General features: G+C 49.7%; 13 protein-coding genes and 1 pseudogene. 1 reads left to right on the top strand and 13 read right to left on the bottom strand.

Features of this window, described 5'->3' with window-relative positions:
• Positions 1-181: 181 nt before the first annotated feature.
• The 6 genes and pseudogenes from QET40_RS09395 to QET40_RS12550 form a co-directional block, all read right to left on the bottom strand.
• Entirely contained in the window at positions 182-3,307 is a 3,126-nt protein-coding gene (locus QET40_RS09395; protein WP_280126915.1) for a type I restriction endonuclease subunit R, read from the bottom strand.
• Positions 3,307-4,053, bottom strand: a complete 747-nt coding sequence (locus tag QET40_RS09400) for an abortive infection family protein (protein ID WP_280126916.1) — start codon at positions 4,051-4,053, stop codon at positions 3,307-3,309. Before QET40_RS09400 ends, QET40_RS09395 begins: the two co-directional genes overlap by 1 nt.
• Positions 4,050-5,327, bottom strand: coding sequence for a restriction endonuclease subunit S (locus QET40_RS09405; protein ID WP_280126917.1), 1,278 nt, complete (start codon positions 5,325-5,327; stop codon positions 4,050-4,052). The genes QET40_RS09400 and QET40_RS09405 overlap by 4 nt, the downstream gene beginning before the upstream one ends.
• Entirely contained in the window at positions 5,317-6,885 is a 1,569-nt protein-coding gene (locus tag QET40_RS09410) for a class I SAM-dependent DNA methyltransferase (RefSeq protein WP_280126918.1), read from the bottom strand. The genes QET40_RS09405 and QET40_RS09410 overlap by 11 nt, the downstream gene beginning before the upstream one ends.
• Before the next feature lie 94 nt (positions 6,886-6,979).
• Positions 6,980-7,150 carry an integrase core domain-containing protein gene (locus tag QET40_RS12545; protein WP_343160560.1) on the bottom strand — a complete coding sequence of 57 codons (171 nt, stop codon included), beginning with the start codon at positions 7,148-7,150 and terminating at the stop codon, positions 6,980-6,982.
• Between the two features lie 24 nt (positions 7,151-7,174).
• Positions 7,175-7,805 (bottom strand): annotated as a pseudogene (locus QET40_RS12550) (type I restriction-modification system subunit M N-terminal domain-containing protein); the annotation flags it as partial.
• 287 nt (positions 7,806-8,092) lie between these two features.
• Here QET40_RS12550 and QET40_RS09425 point away from each other — a divergent pair.
• On the top strand, positions 8,093-9,145 hold the full coding sequence (locus QET40_RS09425) for a restriction endonuclease (protein ID WP_280127162.1): 1,053 nt from the start codon (positions 8,093-8,095) through the stop codon (positions 9,143-9,145).
• A 69-nt stretch (positions 9,146-9,214) separates the two neighbouring features.
• Here QET40_RS09425 and QET40_RS09430 read toward each other — a convergent pair whose 3' ends face one another.
• From QET40_RS09430 to QET40_RS09460, 7 genes are all read right to left on the bottom strand, one after another.
• Positions 9,215-9,889, bottom strand: coding sequence for a PD-(D/E)XK nuclease family protein (locus tag QET40_RS09430; RefSeq protein ID WP_280126919.1), 675 nt, complete (start codon positions 9,887-9,889; stop codon positions 9,215-9,217).
• 2 nt (positions 9,890-9,891) lie between these two features.
• Entirely contained in the window at positions 9,892-10,521 is a 630-nt protein-coding gene (locus QET40_RS09435; RefSeq protein ID WP_280126920.1) for a hypothetical protein, read from the bottom strand.
• Positions 10,522-10,618: 97 nt separating this feature from the next.
• Positions 10,619-11,524 carry an ankyrin repeat domain-containing protein gene (locus tag QET40_RS09440; RefSeq protein WP_280126921.1) on the bottom strand — a complete coding sequence of 302 codons (906 nt, stop codon included), beginning with the start codon at positions 11,522-11,524 and terminating at the stop codon, positions 10,619-10,621.
• 31 nt (positions 11,525-11,555) lie between these two features.
• A complete protein-coding gene (locus QET40_RS09445; protein ID WP_280126922.1) occupies positions 11,556-12,161 on the bottom strand; it encodes a TM2 domain-containing protein in 606 nt (201 codons plus the stop codon).
• A 145-nt stretch (positions 12,162-12,306) separates the two neighbouring features.
• Complete coding sequence (locus tag QET40_RS09450; RefSeq protein ID WP_215435251.1) at positions 12,307-13,098, bottom strand: GYF domain-containing protein; 792 nt, start codon at positions 13,096-13,098, stop codon at positions 12,307-12,309.
• 44 nt (positions 13,099-13,142) lie between these two features.
• On the bottom strand, positions 13,143-13,967 hold the full coding sequence (locus QET40_RS09455) for a hypothetical protein (protein WP_280126923.1): 825 nt from the start codon (positions 13,965-13,967) through the stop codon (positions 13,143-13,145).
• The gene (locus QET40_RS09460; RefSeq protein WP_161981351.1) at positions 13,936-15,048 is read right to left on the bottom strand and encodes an ankyrin repeat domain-containing protein; all 1,113 of its coding nucleotides are present in this window, start codon (positions 15,046-15,048) and stop codon (positions 13,936-13,938) included. Before QET40_RS09460 ends, QET40_RS09455 begins: the two co-directional genes overlap by 32 nt.
• Positions 15,049-15,097: the final 49 nt, after the last annotated feature.

Genomic DNA, 15,097 nt, shown 5'->3' on the forward strand with positions numbered 1-15,097 from the left:
CAAACAAGAGTTTTTTTGAGAATTTTGGGCTCTCTTGTTTTCAGAAAATAATTTCTGCTGCGTTTCTCTTTGACGGGCTTTTCTTTTGTCGTGGAGAGAGCTCTGATAATTGTCTTAGTGACTTATGCTAGCCCTTGTCTCCCGCTAATGCTCGTCATTTTTGAACGACATGCTATTGATTTTATTTAACCCACTCAGAAGACAAGGCTTCTGCCTGCTGAAGTACCGTTTGTACCGCAGAATCCTGAAGGTCGGGAGGATAACCATATTTGCGTAATATTCGCCTGACCAAGACACGCATGCGAGCGCGAGCCGATTCACGGTGCGCCCAATCCACTGACACGTTTTCACGTAGACTCGTTAACAATTCTTGAGCGATTAGGCACAGCTTCTCGTCGCCCATCATTTGCACGGCGCTTTCGTTTTGGGCAAGCGCATCGTAAAAGGCGATTTCTTCATCAGACAAACCGGATTCCTCACCTCGCTGACGAGCTTCGCGAATGTCTTTGGCCAATTGGATCAGTTCTTTTAGCACCTCTGCGGTAGTGATCGCGTTGGCATGATAGCGCGCCACAGCGTCTTCCAAACGTTCTGAGAAAGCCTTGGTTTGAACTACGTTGGTCTTGCTGCGAGAGCGAATGCCGTCATTGAGCAATTTGCGTAAAGCTTCCAGCGCAAGGTTCTTTTTCTCCATTTGCTGCACTTCGGCCAGGAATTCGTCAGAGAGAATGGAAATATCCGGACTCTGTATACCTGCTGCAGCCAGAATATCGACAATCTCGGTTGAGACCACCGCCCGGCTGACAATTTGCTGGATGGCCAGCTCGCGCTCTTGATAACTTATTCCGGAACCGGTGCTGCTCTTGACCAGTGCGGCGCGGATAGCTTGGAAAAAACCGACTTCCTCCCGGATTTTCCGGGCTTCATCAGATGCGGATGCCAGGGCGAATGCTTTGGAAAGAGCCAACACGGCATCTTGATACCGACGATGCGCGTTCTTCTTGCCTTCCTCGGTATTTTCCCGTGCGGCCAGTTTTTGTTGCAGGTCGAGTATCCACTCAATAGCTCCGGCCATCATGACTAGTCGCTCCTGGGGGGTTCCATTAAGCGCCGAGAGGTAATCGAAGCCATGATACATATCCCGCAGAATTTCGTACTTCTCCATCATCACCGTGACGGCTTCCGCTTCGTCAACGCCAGTGTTTTCCTGGTCTTTTTTCGAATATTGCTGTAGTGCCGATTTCAGGCTCTGCGCAATGCCGATATAGTCCACAATCAGGCCGGCGGGCTTGTCCTTAAACACTCGATTTACGCGAGCAATGGCTTGCATTAGCCCGTGTCCTTTCATGGGTTTATCCACATACATGGTGTGCATGCTAGGAGCATCAAAGCCGGTAAGCCACATGTCTCGGACGATTACCAGTTTGAGCGGGTCGTTCGGGTCGCGGGCACGTTTGGCTAGGAGGTCGCGCCGTGCCTTATTGCCAATGTGCTGTTGCCATTCCTGCGGGTCACTTGCCGAGCCGGTCATCACAATTTTGACCGAACCTTTTTCATTATCAAGACTATGCCAGTCGGGACGGAGTTTGATGATTTCTCTATACAGATTCACGCAAATACGGCGACTCATGCAGACCACCATGGCCTTGCCTTCCAAGGCAGCTACACGGTCTTCAAAGTGGGTGACCATATCTTTTGCCACCAGGGCAAGACGTTTGTCGCTACCCACCAACGTTTCTACCGTTGACCATTTCCTTTTCAGTCGTTCTTGCTCAAATTCTGGGGAATTCTCTGTGAGTTCTTCAACTTCGGCATCGATTTTTGGCTTTTCATCTTCGTCAAGTTCGATCCGTGCCAATCGCGATTCATAATAAATCGGCACGGTAGCTCCATCCTCAACTGCGCGGCTAATGTCGTACACATCGATATAATCACCAAAGACCGCCGGGGTATTCACGTCGTCTTTCTCAATAGGCGTGCCGGTAAAGCCAATAAAGGATGCGTTGGGCAAGGCATCCCGCATGTACTTGGCAAAGCCATATGATATTTCGCCGGTCTTCGCGTCTACTTTAGCCTTGAAACCGTACTGGCTGCGATGCGCCTCATCTGCGATGACCACGACATTGTCTCTTGTAGTGAGCGGTTCCGCAATTTCGCCAAATTTCTGCAAGGTTGTAAAAATCACCCCGCCCGATGCCCGATTCAAAAGCTGTTGCAAATGTTCACGGCTGTCAGCCTGTACGGGCGTTTGACGGATCAAGTCGCGGCACATGGAGAATGTCGAAAAGAGCTGGTCGTCCAAGTCGTTACGGTCGGTAAGCACAACCAGGGTGGGATTGGCCATGGCCGGATGTTTGACCAGTTGCCCGGCGTAAAAAGCCATGAGCAAGCTTTTACCTGAGCCCTGAGTATGCCAGATGACCCCGACGCGCTTGTCTCCTTCTGGCGCGGTAGCCGCCACCGTGCTGTTAACGGCATGTCGTACCGCGTGAAACTGGTGGTAACCAGCAATAATTTTGACCAATCCTGAGTCCGTCTCACCAAAAACCGTGAAGTTGCAGAGCAGATCAAGGAGACGGTTTTGCTCAAACACACCTTCAATCAATGTAGGAAGTTCCGGTACGCCTTTGGGTGCTACGGATTGACCGTCAGTGGTGCGCCAGGGCATGAATCGTTCAAGATTGGCGGACAATGACCCAACCCGAGCGGCGGTGCCATCCGAGATTACCAGTAGAGCGTTGGTGCTAAAGAGCGCCGGGATCTGCTGCTTGTAGGTTTGGAGCTGATTAAAGGCCCCGGCAAGGGTTGCATTGAGGCTGCCCGGCCCTTTCAACTCAATGACGCCGAGGGGAAGACCGTTAACGAACACAACAACATCGGGTCGTCGGTTGCACTCTCCGCTGATGACGACAAATTGACTTACGGCCAGCCAGTCGTTTTGTTCCGGGTGTTCAAAGTCAAGAAGCTTAACATTCCCTGAAGTCAGGGTGCCATCCTCCGCGTAGTATTCAACATCCACACCTTCAGTCATCAGCTTGTGAATGCGGCGGTTTTCTTCAAGCAGGGAAGGCCGTTCAGATTGGATCACCTTCTGCACAGCATCATAACGGGCCTCTTCGGGCACACCGGGGTTTAGACGGGCAACAGCCTCTTCAAAGCGTTTCTTGAGAATAGTCTCATCATGGCTCTCGCGCTCAGGACTCCTTCCATCAGGGCCGATATTTTCTTCCCTCTCGATACAATATCCTAGGGATTGTAACTGCTCCAACAACACGTGCTCCAATTCAGCTTCCGATAAAAACGTCATTATTCGTCTCCTTTCTCTTGTTCAAACTCCACGTCTACAGGCTTCGCTCCACGTGCGGCATTCAACGCTTCGACATAGGCTTCACGATCCAGTTGGTAAAGCAAGCGGCTTGCCTCAATGTTTAAAGTTATAATATCTGTGGAAGGCAGCATTACTCTTACGATAAGACTTCCTTCCTCGTCAATCTCGCATCCCAATGAAACATGTGAATCAACATGCGCATGCAAATGTTCAAAGCGCTCGTAGGGTTCGCGAGTCCGCACCAAATCCAATTCAGCTTCCAAATACGCCTGATGCAAAAAGGTGACGATAGCATCAGCGGACAATACAGCCGAGCGACGGTGGTGCACAGACAACCGATTCAGAAAGCCATCGCGTCCATGACTGACTGGGCCAGCTGCATTGCGAAGATCACCAAGAGCAGTAGTCAGTTTGTAGTGCTGCGAAACCAGCTTAAGGAATTTGGTATTCTGGCTCTCGCCAATCTTTAAAACGCGTACTGCTGAAGCCACCCATTCGCCAAAGTCTGGACATGCACCTTTGGGTTTTACAGGATTGAGTGGTGAATCTAATTCATCAATTATGACTCGACAAATCACCTCAACGATAGCCTTGGCACAATCAATAGAGGCATCGTTATTCTCCTCCAAAGAGAGCTCCAGAGCCTCAAAAGTTTGCTGTAACATCGGTGCATCACGCCAATGCGCACAAGCTTCGCGAATACCAGGGCACCAGTCCTGAGTCATAATTCACCTCCCAATATACGTTCGACATCTTTGATGCGCAACTCACCGGAGATTAGCTTAGGCAATAACGTGTCACGGAGCTGGGCGAGAGTGCGGGATTGGCGTTCGTTGGCTACAAGTTGTCTGTAAAGCGAATTTGCTAATTTTTCAAAACTCACTAGGACAGGACGAGAAGGAACGATAACAGGAATTGGTCGGAAATTGCTTTTACTGATTTCTTGGAATGTCGAACCGTTCGCATTGCCAATAATCGCATCCATATTTTCGCGACACCATAGAAGCACGAAAACATTAGACAGGATAGCATCGCATTTCATAGCAATAAACCCTTGATTGATTGCCGTTGGAACTTCAGTAATTGCTAAATAGCCAATGGGGGCGCGAGAAGAAAGCAACACTGTTCCTATTGGGAGCACTCCTGAGCTTATTTTTGCAAGGCCAGCATCCGTAATCATTCGGTCTGTATCCAGCAAAACCGGAAATTTCAAACTAGACAGGTCTTTAGGTGTAGCCCAGTGATGATGCCCCCCCTTCCAAAAATCAGGTTCCTTTGTGCTAGGTGTTGAACCACCACAAACAAACACTTCTGCACCGATCGTCGAATGGTTCCACCCCTCTGGAACTCTCCCCAACTCCGAGTCGACCAAGCGATCGGGGAATAGATCGTAGAGATGTGCGGGCAGGCCGGGGAGCGATTGGCCGCGTTGCCAGCGACCGTCGAGCTTGGCGCGCACAGGCTCAAAGTCCACAAACCAAGCCTTGAACAACGCACGAGCCATTGCTTCCAGCGTTTCGTTCATGCGGCGGTTACATTCGATTTTGTCGTCCAGCGTTCCGAGGATATGGGCAATAGCGCGTTGTTCTGAAAGGGAGGGACAAATAATTTCTATTTTGTTGAGATTACGCTGCGTCAATTTGGGCATTACAGCCCCTGTCAGATAACCACTGATATCCATTCCCTCTAATGCGTACATTAAGAATCGAGTATCTGCTTTCTTGTTACCTGTTACAATATGAGCGTGATTGTTAACCCAAAACTTTCCACGTGCCATAAAAGCAATTGGTGTTTGGCGAGTGCGTAAGTTTTCTCCATCTTCAGCGATTAACAAATAGTTCCCATCAAATAAATAACCGTCAACGTAATCGACAATTCCCGAGGCACCATAGTATGGATAATGACCTGGTCGCCGTTCAGATTCTTTTACTGGCTTGCGTTTCCCATCATGATTTATGATTACGCCTCCCAGCTCAACCTTGCTCCATTCACCTCCCATATCCAAGCTCCTTCAAGTTGGCTTCAATCATCGCATCCAGTCGTGCCGCTTCCGCCCGCTGCTCCCGCCATAGCGTTGAGAGACGCAGCATCTTTTCCTCGAAGGGCTCGCCGTCTTCTTCTTGTGCCGCCGCACCCACGTAACGTCCCGGCGTGAGCACATGACCATGCTTGCGGATGTCGTCTAGTAAGGCTGATTTGCAAAAGCCCGGCACATCGGCGTATGCATCAGCTTCTTTTTCTCCCCGCCAGGCATGGTAGGTCTCAGCGATTTTTCCGATTTCGTCGTCGGTCAGTTCACGCCGGGTGCGGTCAACCAATACGCCCATGTTGCGGGCGTCGATAAACAGCACCTCGCCGCGCCTGTCGCGCAAGGTGCGGTCGCGGCGTTTGCCGTTGGATTTGTCGCGTGCCAGCAACCACAGGCAGGCGGGAATTTGGGTGGAATAAAAGAGTTGCCCCGGCAGAGCCACCATGCAATCCACCACATCAGCCTCAAGCATGGCCTTGCGGATGTCTCCCTCTCCAGACTGGTTCGAGCTCATGGAACCGTTGGCGAGCACAACACCTGCCGTGCCAAAGGGCGCAAGATGATGCACGATGTGCTGAAGCCAGGCGTAGTTGGCGTTACCCACGGGCGGCACACCAAATTTCCAGCGCACATCGTCGCGCAAACGGTCGCCGCCCCAGTCGGAAATGTTGAACGGCGGGTTGGCCAGGATGAAGTCCGCCTTGAGGTCGCGCAGTTCGTCTTTGTGAAAGCTGCCTTCATTGTTCCAACGAATGTCCGAGTCAATACCACGCACAGCCAGATTCATCTTCGCGAGCCGCCAGGTCGTGTAATTGGACTCCTGCCCATAAATGGCAATGTCGCCGATTCGCCCGCCGTGCTCCTGCACAAACCTTTCCGACTGCACGAACATCCCGCCGGAGCCACAGCAGGGATCGTAGACGCGTCCTAAATACGGTTCGAGCATTTCGACCAGCACACGCACCACGGAGCGCGGGGTGTAAAACTCGCCGCCACGCTTGCCTTCGGCCCCGGCAAACTGGCTCAGGAAATATTCATACACGCGTCCCAGAATATCTTTGGAACGACCGCTTTCCTCATGCAACGCTATTCCGGAAATTAAATCAATCAGCTCCCCCAGCATTACCTTATTCAAAGCGGGACGAGCGTAGTCTTTGGGGAGTACGCCTTTAAGGGACTCGTTGTCCTTTTCAATAGCTCGCATGGCATCGTCAATGAGCGTGCCAATGGCGGGAAGTTTTGCGCTGGCTCGCAGGTGTGACCAGCGGGCTTCCTTCGGCACCCAGAATACGTTTTCTGCAAGATATTCGTCCTTATCTTCGGCAGCCAGGATATCTTCAGCTAGCAGGGATTTATGCTTGGCTTCGAAGGCATCAGATATGTACTTCAGGAAAATGAGCCCGAGGGCTACATGCTTGTAATCGCTTGGCTCCATGTTGCCGCGCAGTTTATCCGCCGCTTTAAAGAGCTCGGCTTCAAAACCAAGCTGTGCTTCATTTTTTTTGCTATCAAATTTTGCTTTTGCCATGCTTGAATGCGATTCTTGCTAGTTATGCTGGACTGTCTCCCCAAAGAAGTACCAGTTTATGAGTTACTGGTTTGGTGATTATTAATGTTGAGGGTTAATTTTGTCCAGCATAAAGGCTGGGAGGGTTGTTGCCACAGGAGGCGTGAGGTCGCTCTTCGTTGTGTTCCCGTCGCCATTGTTCCAGTCTTGTTTGCAAATGCTCCATGTTGTCAAAGATTTCACGATCCAGCAGTTCTCTACCAAGGCTGGCGTTGAGGTTTTCCACATAGCCGTTTTTCCGCAGTGGCCCATCCAGGCACAACGGATTATAACTGTGAATCGGATCATTCTCGTCAAAATACGGCCAATCTTCTTCCAACGTATCGCCGTTGCGCGTAACGATATTGTCCGGCAAAATGCCGCGCATGACGAGGTTCATGCGGGTAAGGTTGTACGTGTTTTCCTTGAGCTCCTGCATGGGAATAACCTTGATGAGATAGATCAGGTCTCGAATGGTCTTGGCACGCGCGCCGGAAGTGTTCCCCTGCTTGGATAGACCAGTCTCCAGCGTGGTAAAAAGCCCGAGAATATGTTTTTATGTGAAGGGTTGATCAAGCGGTTAAAGGCCAAAAGCGCAGTCATTACATGATCCGCTGAAAAGTCGCTGGCTTTGGCAATCCAGGTAGAGAACAGATGATCATAGGGGATGAAGTAGCCAATATTCTTCCGGACACTCTCGACTGTTTCACTATCCTCTTCCTTCAGATCGGAAAGATATTCATCTGTCCAATCGTTCTCCTTGAGGTGCTTGACCTCCTTGTCTGACAGTAACTTATAGAAGATGAATCCGAGTATGTAATCCTTGTATTCGTTGGCCTCGATCTTGGATTGCCTCTTATTGACGGACTCCCAATTTTTGCAGCGAGTTATTGCTTGTTCATAACGTGTTCCTGATGGATAGGGATACTCCCCATGTTGCTTGATAGCTTTCGATATCGATAGATTATTGCCGACTCAATGTTCGTTGATACGGTGCTGGTTTGCTACCCCCAGATACGACGATCATGAGGGAGCTAAGCCTTCGAATTAGTAGCGTAGACAGGTCATATTATCGAGAACAAAACCCGGAGTCTTCTCTGCAAAACCTCGACCGCATCCGTGACGGTGAGGAGGAAATAAAAGGGATTGCTCGGACAGAGAAGGATGGTAATCTATGACAATTCCTGAGATGAGCCGCCTTCTTGATTCCGTTTATTTACTTCTGCAAAAATCTGTATCTCCCATGTGTCCTAAAGAACTTGCCGCTGCACTCATCCAACGGGGAATGTGGCAATCTCAAGGAAAGACTCCCGACGCTACAGTCGGAGCGCGTATCTATGAGGATATCAAAAAGCATGGAAATCAATCCCGGTTCATCAAGGCGGCAGAAGGGCTCTTTGCGCTTAACCCGAACGTGAAAATCGAATTGCCGGACCCAGGGGAAAAGGCAGGAAAGGCGGTTAAAAGGAAACAACCGGAGAAGTCAGCAGGTTTCTATTCTTTTTCGGACTGTGCGGAAAAAGTCCTCCTTCACTTTTCAGGGAATGCCCCCATGCACTACAGAGATATTACCAGCAAAGCCCTGGAGTTGGGGTGGCTCAAGACGGAAGGGCTGACTCCCGAGGCCAGCATGTACGCGCAAATCCTGACAGAAATCCAGCGAAGAGAAAAACAGGGGAAGATCCCCCGCTTCGAAAAGTTGGGCAATGGAATGGTTGGGTTGACCATCTGGAAATCAACCGGCTTGGAACGTCACATTGATTCGTTCAATGATAAACAAAGAAAAGTCCTGATGGAACGGATGATGCAATTAACCCCGCAGGATTTTGAGGAATTGATTACTACTCTGTTGAGTAAAATGGGATTTTCCGAAGTGAGCAGGACTCCCTATGGCGGAGACGGGGGCGTTGATGTGCGAGGCATTATGACGGTACATGATGTCATTCATATCAAGCTGGCCGTACAGGCCAAACGATGGAAAGCCAATGTGCAGTCTCCTGTCGTCCAGCAACTTCGCGGCAGCTTGGGGACGGACGAACGCGGCCTGATTGTGACGACTTCCAATTTTTCCAGAGGCGCCAGGGATGAAGCGAGGCGCACGTCCTCCCATACCCCCATCGATTTGATTGACGGCGACCAATTGGTTTCTCTTCTTGTGGAATACAATCTGGGAGTCAGAAAGAATCGTTACCAGCTTCTGGAACTGACTCCTTCCTTCTTCTCTGATGAGGAAGAAATATAGATGTGACAGCTAAAAAGAAGCCAGCCACACCTGATGGCAGGCTTCTGAATCGACAGCATCTCCATCCCTTTACTGCCTGCACCACCCGGAACATTCCTTCCTGTACTGGCACCAGGAGCATTGCATCCCGGGCTGGGGATGGAAACGTTCAGTAGTGATGCCTTCACAGGCAATCCTGTACAAGTCGGCGATGCGTTGCTTGCGCTGTTCGTTGGCTGGGTGAATCTTGACCCGGATCACCTGGGGCATCTTCGTCTTGACCAGGTAGATCAGATCCAGCGACGGAGGCGTGTCTCCCGTGGCTTCTTCGATCACCATCTGATAGGTAACCAGCTGGAGTTCGTGGTCAAAGGCGCAGGAACGTATCTTCTTTCTCGTTTCTTCGTCGACGTAGTCCACCGGGACTTCCGTCTTCTCCAGTTCCAGGAAGTGGGCGGAGAAGGTTTTCTCCATGGCTGCTTCACTGCTGTCCTCTCCCCGCCATCGGGCGAGGTTGAAGGACTGAAGTGTGGCGTGGATGGCCTTGCCGACATGCAGGGCGACTGTCGTCGGCTTCCGTATCTGCGCTACCCTCTCGAAGAAAAAGCGCAGGGAACACGACAGGTACGATTTGACCGAGGAGGGAGACAGGTAGTCCGGGCGTATGGCAAGGGGAGAAGAAGCCTCCGAAGGGAACTTCTTCACCAATGCGATAGCCGGGTGCAGGGAGTATGAACGTATTGGCCGGATTACGGGAGCGATCATGGTCAGTACGGGTTGGAGTTACCGGCATAGACCGTAGCGGGACGGCGGGTGTAGTTGTTCCTGCCTGATGCCGAACGTTTGGATGAAGAGCCTGAACGATTCATCAGTTCGTCGATCAGCCCGGAGGCTTCCATGCGGTTGAGCATGGCAACGACCTTGTTGAATCTCCGGGCAGACAGTTCGTTCAGGGCAGTGTCATCCAACCCGGCCTTTCCGGCCAGTTCCAGGATGAGAGACTGTTGCTTTTCCGAGCATTTCCATGCGGGAACGGTTGCAACAGAGGTCTCGGGAGCGCTTGCAGGCGGTGTTTGTTTCACGGATGATGTGGATATCATCTGTGAGCAGGAAGCCCCAAGGACAGGCCTTTGCGTGACCTGTGAGCCGTAATGTTCGTCAGGAACAAATCCTACCTGTTGGATCTGGGCATCGACGGCGGCCTGAAGGGAACCATAGAGCCGTTCTGTCTCGAATGGCAACTCTGATGTGTTGCTGATTTCGGTTTCGATGGATACCTCGAACTGGTGGGAGGAATACCCCGGTAGCCCGAGGCGTTTACTGTAGTTGGCGATGAGTTTGATAGCCATGATGGTGGTTCTTTCGTTGTTGATGGGTGGATATAGTAAAGCCGCCATGCCCCGGTATGGGAACATGGCGACTTTGTGAAGGATGACAGGCAGGTAAGAGCCTGTGTCTGGTATATATGACGGTGAGGGAGGTGTTATTTCATTGCTACTCTTTGGCCCCGGCTTCCCGTAGCAATTTCTCGCATTTCGTACAGTTATATCTGGTAGCCAGCATGAGAGCCGTGTTCCCTTCCTTATCTTCCATATTCACATTTGCCCCGGCCGCTAACAACTCTTTCATGCATTCTCCACGGTCATGGCCAGAATAAGGACCAATCGCATACATGAGAGCCGTACGCCCGTCATTATCTTTAACATTCACGTTTGCTCCCGCTCCCAGCAATGCTTTCACACTGTTTGTAAGCTCATTATAAGTAGCCCTCATTAAAGCCGTTTTTCCATCTTTATCCTTCACGTTTACGTCCGCACCAGCTTCTAGTAATGTTTTCACACAGTCCGGATACTTATCCTCAGTAGCCCACATGAGAGCTGTTCTCCCATCCTTATCCTGGGCATCCACATTTGCTCCTGCTTCCAGCAATGCTTTCACACTGTCTGTACGTCCATTATAGGCAGCTTCCGTGAGAGGCATTTCTCCTTTTTTATTCTTTCCGTTTACATCTGCCCCGGCTTTCAGCAATACTTTTACACAATCTGTATATCCTCTATTAGCAGCCAATATGAGCGCCGTATCCCCATTCTTAGCCTCCATGTTGAGGTCTGCCCCAGCGTCTATCAATGCTTTCACGCATTCCGTATGCCTACTATCAACAGCCCATATTAGAGCTGTATCCCCATCTTCTCCCTTCGCATCTACACGCGCTCCGTCCTTGATCAATTCCGTTACCCAATCGATATTCCCCTCTTTGACAGCTTTCATGAGAACCGTATTTCCTTTCGAATCTCTTTTATTGGCTTCGGGATTATCGGTTTTTCCACATGAGGAAAGGAGTAAGGTGGGAATCAACGCAAGAACGGCAACGCGACCGATTCGATATATTTTTGTATTCATATGTTTATGTGTTAGAATCTTTTCTTTCTGGTTACCACTTCATAGGAAAAGGAGACGTTTCGTTATACTTTCTATGATAGTAAACCGGGTTTGCCAGCCACCATATGCCTTGAATGAGAGCAAGGATGAATTCGGAAATCCATAAAATCCCAAGCGCCGGATTAGGATTAATGAATGCAGCAACAATGATCACAATATATATGATCCCCCACCCCCAGCTTCCATTGTAGAATTTATGAGCGCCAACGGGCCACAGGAAAATAGCCAGCAAACCTGCAATGATACTGCTTTTATGTCGCCCATGAGCATGGAGGACCGAACGGGTGCAGCCTGTGTTTCTCCTCCTTTCGCTCTGGAATGCTTCCGGAACGATCCAAAGCTTTTGAATATAAAAACCGCACCTATTAACATCAAAGGACCCAAGAATTTCGCTTTGGGCCATAAGTTGATGCAGATCACGCAAATCACCATTAAACCGGCTCCTATTGCCATATGTAACCATGCATCCTGAAGGAAGGGAGAGGTTTTCCTTTCCTGACCATTGTTTAGTGCAATGGGCAACGGAGGAGGCGTTGCTGTTGGTGGGGGAGAAGGGGGGGCCGCACACCAGGAGAACGCATCTTCGCAAGCTTTCCATGTTGCCCAGCCGGGAGTCCATACCAAGGAATTCGGCGGAAGCTTCCTATCCTGATATAGTTTCTTCAATTCTTCTTCCGAGAACGGTCCTTCCTGCGTGCCATCGGGACGTGTTATATGATAATCGTTCATGATTTTGTCAGAGTTTACCAGCCGCTTCCCTGATAAGTGCCGTCATTGAAACGTCCCGAATTCCGGGATCGTGGTACTTCACCAGCTCCGCCACATTGCGGGCAAGGCATGCGGTATTGATTTGATTCCGTTCGATTCCAGAGAGCCCTTCCGCTGCCCGGCGTTACAACTCCGCTTCCTCCGCATTTTTTGCAGATCTCCATGGCATTGTTTTCGTAAAAGTTATTGGCCGCACGAATCATTTGTTGCAACTGATAGTCCGAATTGTCGCCCCCACCCATACTGTTCTGTATCCACGCATTTGATTCATACTGGGGAACAGCGGGCTTCTTCGCACCAACCGAAAGGATGATGATCACCAGCATCAGTCCAATAACACAGACAGTATAATGGTTTATTCCGTACGTTTGCCCTTTTACCTGTAATGCCCGCAATCCCCATCGATGGATCTGATTCAGAATTTCATGGTTCTGCATCCAATCTGACAAGGACCTGTATTCCTTTGCCGTCGATGCCTTCATTTCATCTGGAGAAAAGGATTTCTCATGTTGTTCCGCATGAGCAGACGATGTGTTCGAATGGGATGCCGTACCTTCTGAACCGGGATGTGGAGGAAGAGGCGGCAGCTTGGCGCTGGAAATAAACCATTCAAAGGCGTCTTCACAGGGACGCCATTGATCCCATCCTTCTGTCCAGACGTAAGACCCGGGGGGAAGAGTCCGCTGATGATAGAACCCTTTTAGCTCGTCTTCGGAAAAAGGTCCTTCCTGTGTGCTGCCCGGTCGAGCAAGGTAATAGGAAATCATAAGCATCAAAGTGTAGATTCATGAACTGAACGAGAGAAAGCGCATCAGAAGAATAATGGCAACAGTCCTCCCAGAATGAGTATTGAAACAAGCATGAGGCCCAGGATGGCAAAGGAACGTTTCCATGAGCATTGGAAATTCCGGGCGACTACAAGGATGACCAGGATTTCAACGAAGAGAAAGAGCCATGACTGATTCACCCAGTTGCCAAGCATATCGAAGATGGCCAGACCAACGCACCACGGGATCAATGTTTTCCGGTTTATTGTAGCATCCTTGGGAGAAAGCAGCACAATATACCCGTACAACAATAGACCGGAGATGATGCTGATGAGGAATGGAAACGCCTCCCCAGGAGAAGAACCTTCCACGGTTTTCATGAATGCGTAGTATTCATCCAGTTCTCTCTGTGCTCTCGTATCCCCGACATTAGCTTTCTGCTGTAAATGACCTATCGACCATTCATTGTTGCTCTGAGCCATAGCAAGCTGCTGGCGCAACGCATTAGCCTGGGCCGTATCTCCTTTTCCCTCAGCTTCAGCAATAGCATTTTCCATCCGTAGGACTCCTATAGCACATTCCTTGGCTGTAGTGGCTCCTCCCATGTACTGCTGGTAAAGCTGCTGTCCATATCTCTGATTAGCCTGCGCAATACCTTTCTCCATATCTTCAGCCAAACCAGACTTTTTCGGAGGAGAACCGGGCTCATCTTGAGAAAACGCCTCAGGAGTATAAAAAAGGAAGCAAAACCCCATCAGCAGAGCAGTAAGAATGCTCCTTTTTATCCCAAGTCTTTGTCTTTGGCGTACTGTATTCATTGTTATGTTTGTATTTGTGTTAATTGCCTCCCGGCAGGATTTTGCCTGCATGATAAGATGTGAAAAGAGTTAGAGCCAAAATACTGAAAAGAGTAACGTAAGAACGTCCCCAAGACCATTTAAAGTCGCAAGCAGTCCGAATTTCGACCAGAATTCCAAGGCTTATCATTAAGAATGAATACCACACTCCCCAAGGGAAATTGAGTGATCTGTCAAGGATTCCCCAGAACCTGAATTCATGGATAAAATACGGTATCCAGCCACCAAATGTTAAATTGCAGCACATGTCAGCTACTGCTATCCCGGCACTCCATAGAATAAGTCTTTTGTATCCACCATTTTTCCCGACAGCTGAAAACACGGCAATAACTACAAACATTACCACTCCCAGAATTATGCTGTACAAAAGGCTTATCCATAGCCAGTCTCCTCTGGCGCCTGCTCTTTTCAATATCTTCACGATATTATCGTGATCTTTATCCAAAGCCAATTTGAGGGCAGTCTTGCCAAATTCATTTTGTGCTTCTAGATGAGCTCCCGCATCAATCAGTATTCGGACTACTTGTTCATGGTCGTTGGCCGAAGCTATCATCAGGGGAGTTGTTTCTTCGAATCCTTTGACATTAATGTCGGCTCCTGCATGAATAAGCATCTTTACAATTTCAGCATGACCTTTGGCCGAAGCTGCCAGAAGAGAAGTGATTTCATGTCCGCTACTTGTTGCGTTAACATCTGCCCCTGCCAGAATCAACATCTGAACGATGGTATCATATCCCCATGTGGCGGCCAGCATGAGAGCTGTTGTACCTTTTGCATCTTTCGCATGAACATCTGCCCCGGCATCAATCAGTATCCTGGCAATTCTATCATGTCCTCCCATCGAAGCCCATATAAGGAATGTTCTGCCTCCCTGGTCTCTGGCGTTAATATCAGCGCCTTCCTGTATCAGTCTTAGAACCTCTTTGTCCTGGCCTTTCGATACAGCAAGATACATGAACCTGGACAATTCATCGATCGTGTAGTGAGGGCCCAAAGTGTCTCCCCATCCTTCATTAACTCTTATATCCCCGCCTCCGCTGTATATCTGTGAGGAAGCATTGTAGGTACTGCAGAGACACAACAAGGCTGCCATCAGAATAATGACCTGGGGAAGCCGAATTTTTCGTCTGTGGACTCCTGTT

This window comes from Akkermansia sp. N21169 (assembly GCF_029854675.1).
GTDB lineage: Bacteria > Verrucomicrobiota > Verrucomicrobiia > Verrucomicrobiales > Akkermansiaceae > Akkermansia.

What these genes read in the sequence shown, in the direction of transcription:
- QET40_RS09455 (WP_280126923.1), bottom strand. Translation starts at nt 13,967, where the DNA reads ATGCAGGCAAAATCCTGCCGGGAGGCAATTAACACAAATACAAACATA.
- QET40_RS09410 (WP_280126918.1), bottom strand. Translation starts at nt 6,885, where the DNA reads ATGGCAAAAGCAAAATTTGATAGCAAAAAAAATGAAGCACAGCTTGGT.
- QET40_RS09440 (WP_280126921.1), bottom strand. Translation starts at nt 11,524, where the DNA reads ATGAATACAAAAATATATCGAATCGGTCGCGTTGCCGTTCTTGCGTTG.
- QET40_RS09450 (WP_215435251.1), bottom strand. Translation starts at nt 13,098, where the DNA reads ATGATTTCCTATTACCTTGCTCGACCGGGCAGCACACAGGAAGGACCT.
- QET40_RS09400 (WP_280126916.1), bottom strand. Translation starts at nt 4,053, where the DNA reads ATGACTCAGGACTGGTGCCCTGGTATTCGCGAAGCTTGTGCGCATTGG.
- QET40_RS09430 (WP_280126919.1), bottom strand. Translation starts at nt 9,889, where the DNA reads ATGATCGCTCCCGTAATCCGGCCAATACGTTCATACTCCCTGCACCCG.
- QET40_RS09445 (WP_280126922.1), bottom strand. Translation starts at nt 12,161, where the DNA reads ATGGAAAGCTTGCGAAGATGCGTTCTCCTGGTGTGCGGCCCCCCCTTC.
- QET40_RS09460 (WP_161981351.1), bottom strand. Translation starts at nt 15,048, where the DNA reads ATGGCAGCCTTGTTGTGTCTCTGCAGTACCTACAATGCTTCCTCACAG.
- QET40_RS09395 (WP_280126915.1), bottom strand. Translation starts at nt 3,307, where the DNA reads ATGACGTTTTTATCGGAAGCTGAATTGGAGCACGTGTTGTTGGAGCAG.
- QET40_RS09405 (WP_280126917.1), bottom strand. Translation starts at nt 5,327, where the DNA reads ATGGGAGGTGAATGGAGCAAGGTTGAGCTGGGAGGCGTAATCATAAAT.
- QET40_RS09425 (WP_280127162.1), top strand. Translation starts at nt 8,093, where the DNA reads ATGAGCCGCCTTCTTGATTCCGTTTATTTACTTCTGCAAAAATCTGTA.
- QET40_RS09435 (WP_280126920.1), bottom strand. Translation starts at nt 10,521, where the DNA reads ATGGCGGCTTTACTATATCCACCCATCAACAACGAAAGAACCACCATC.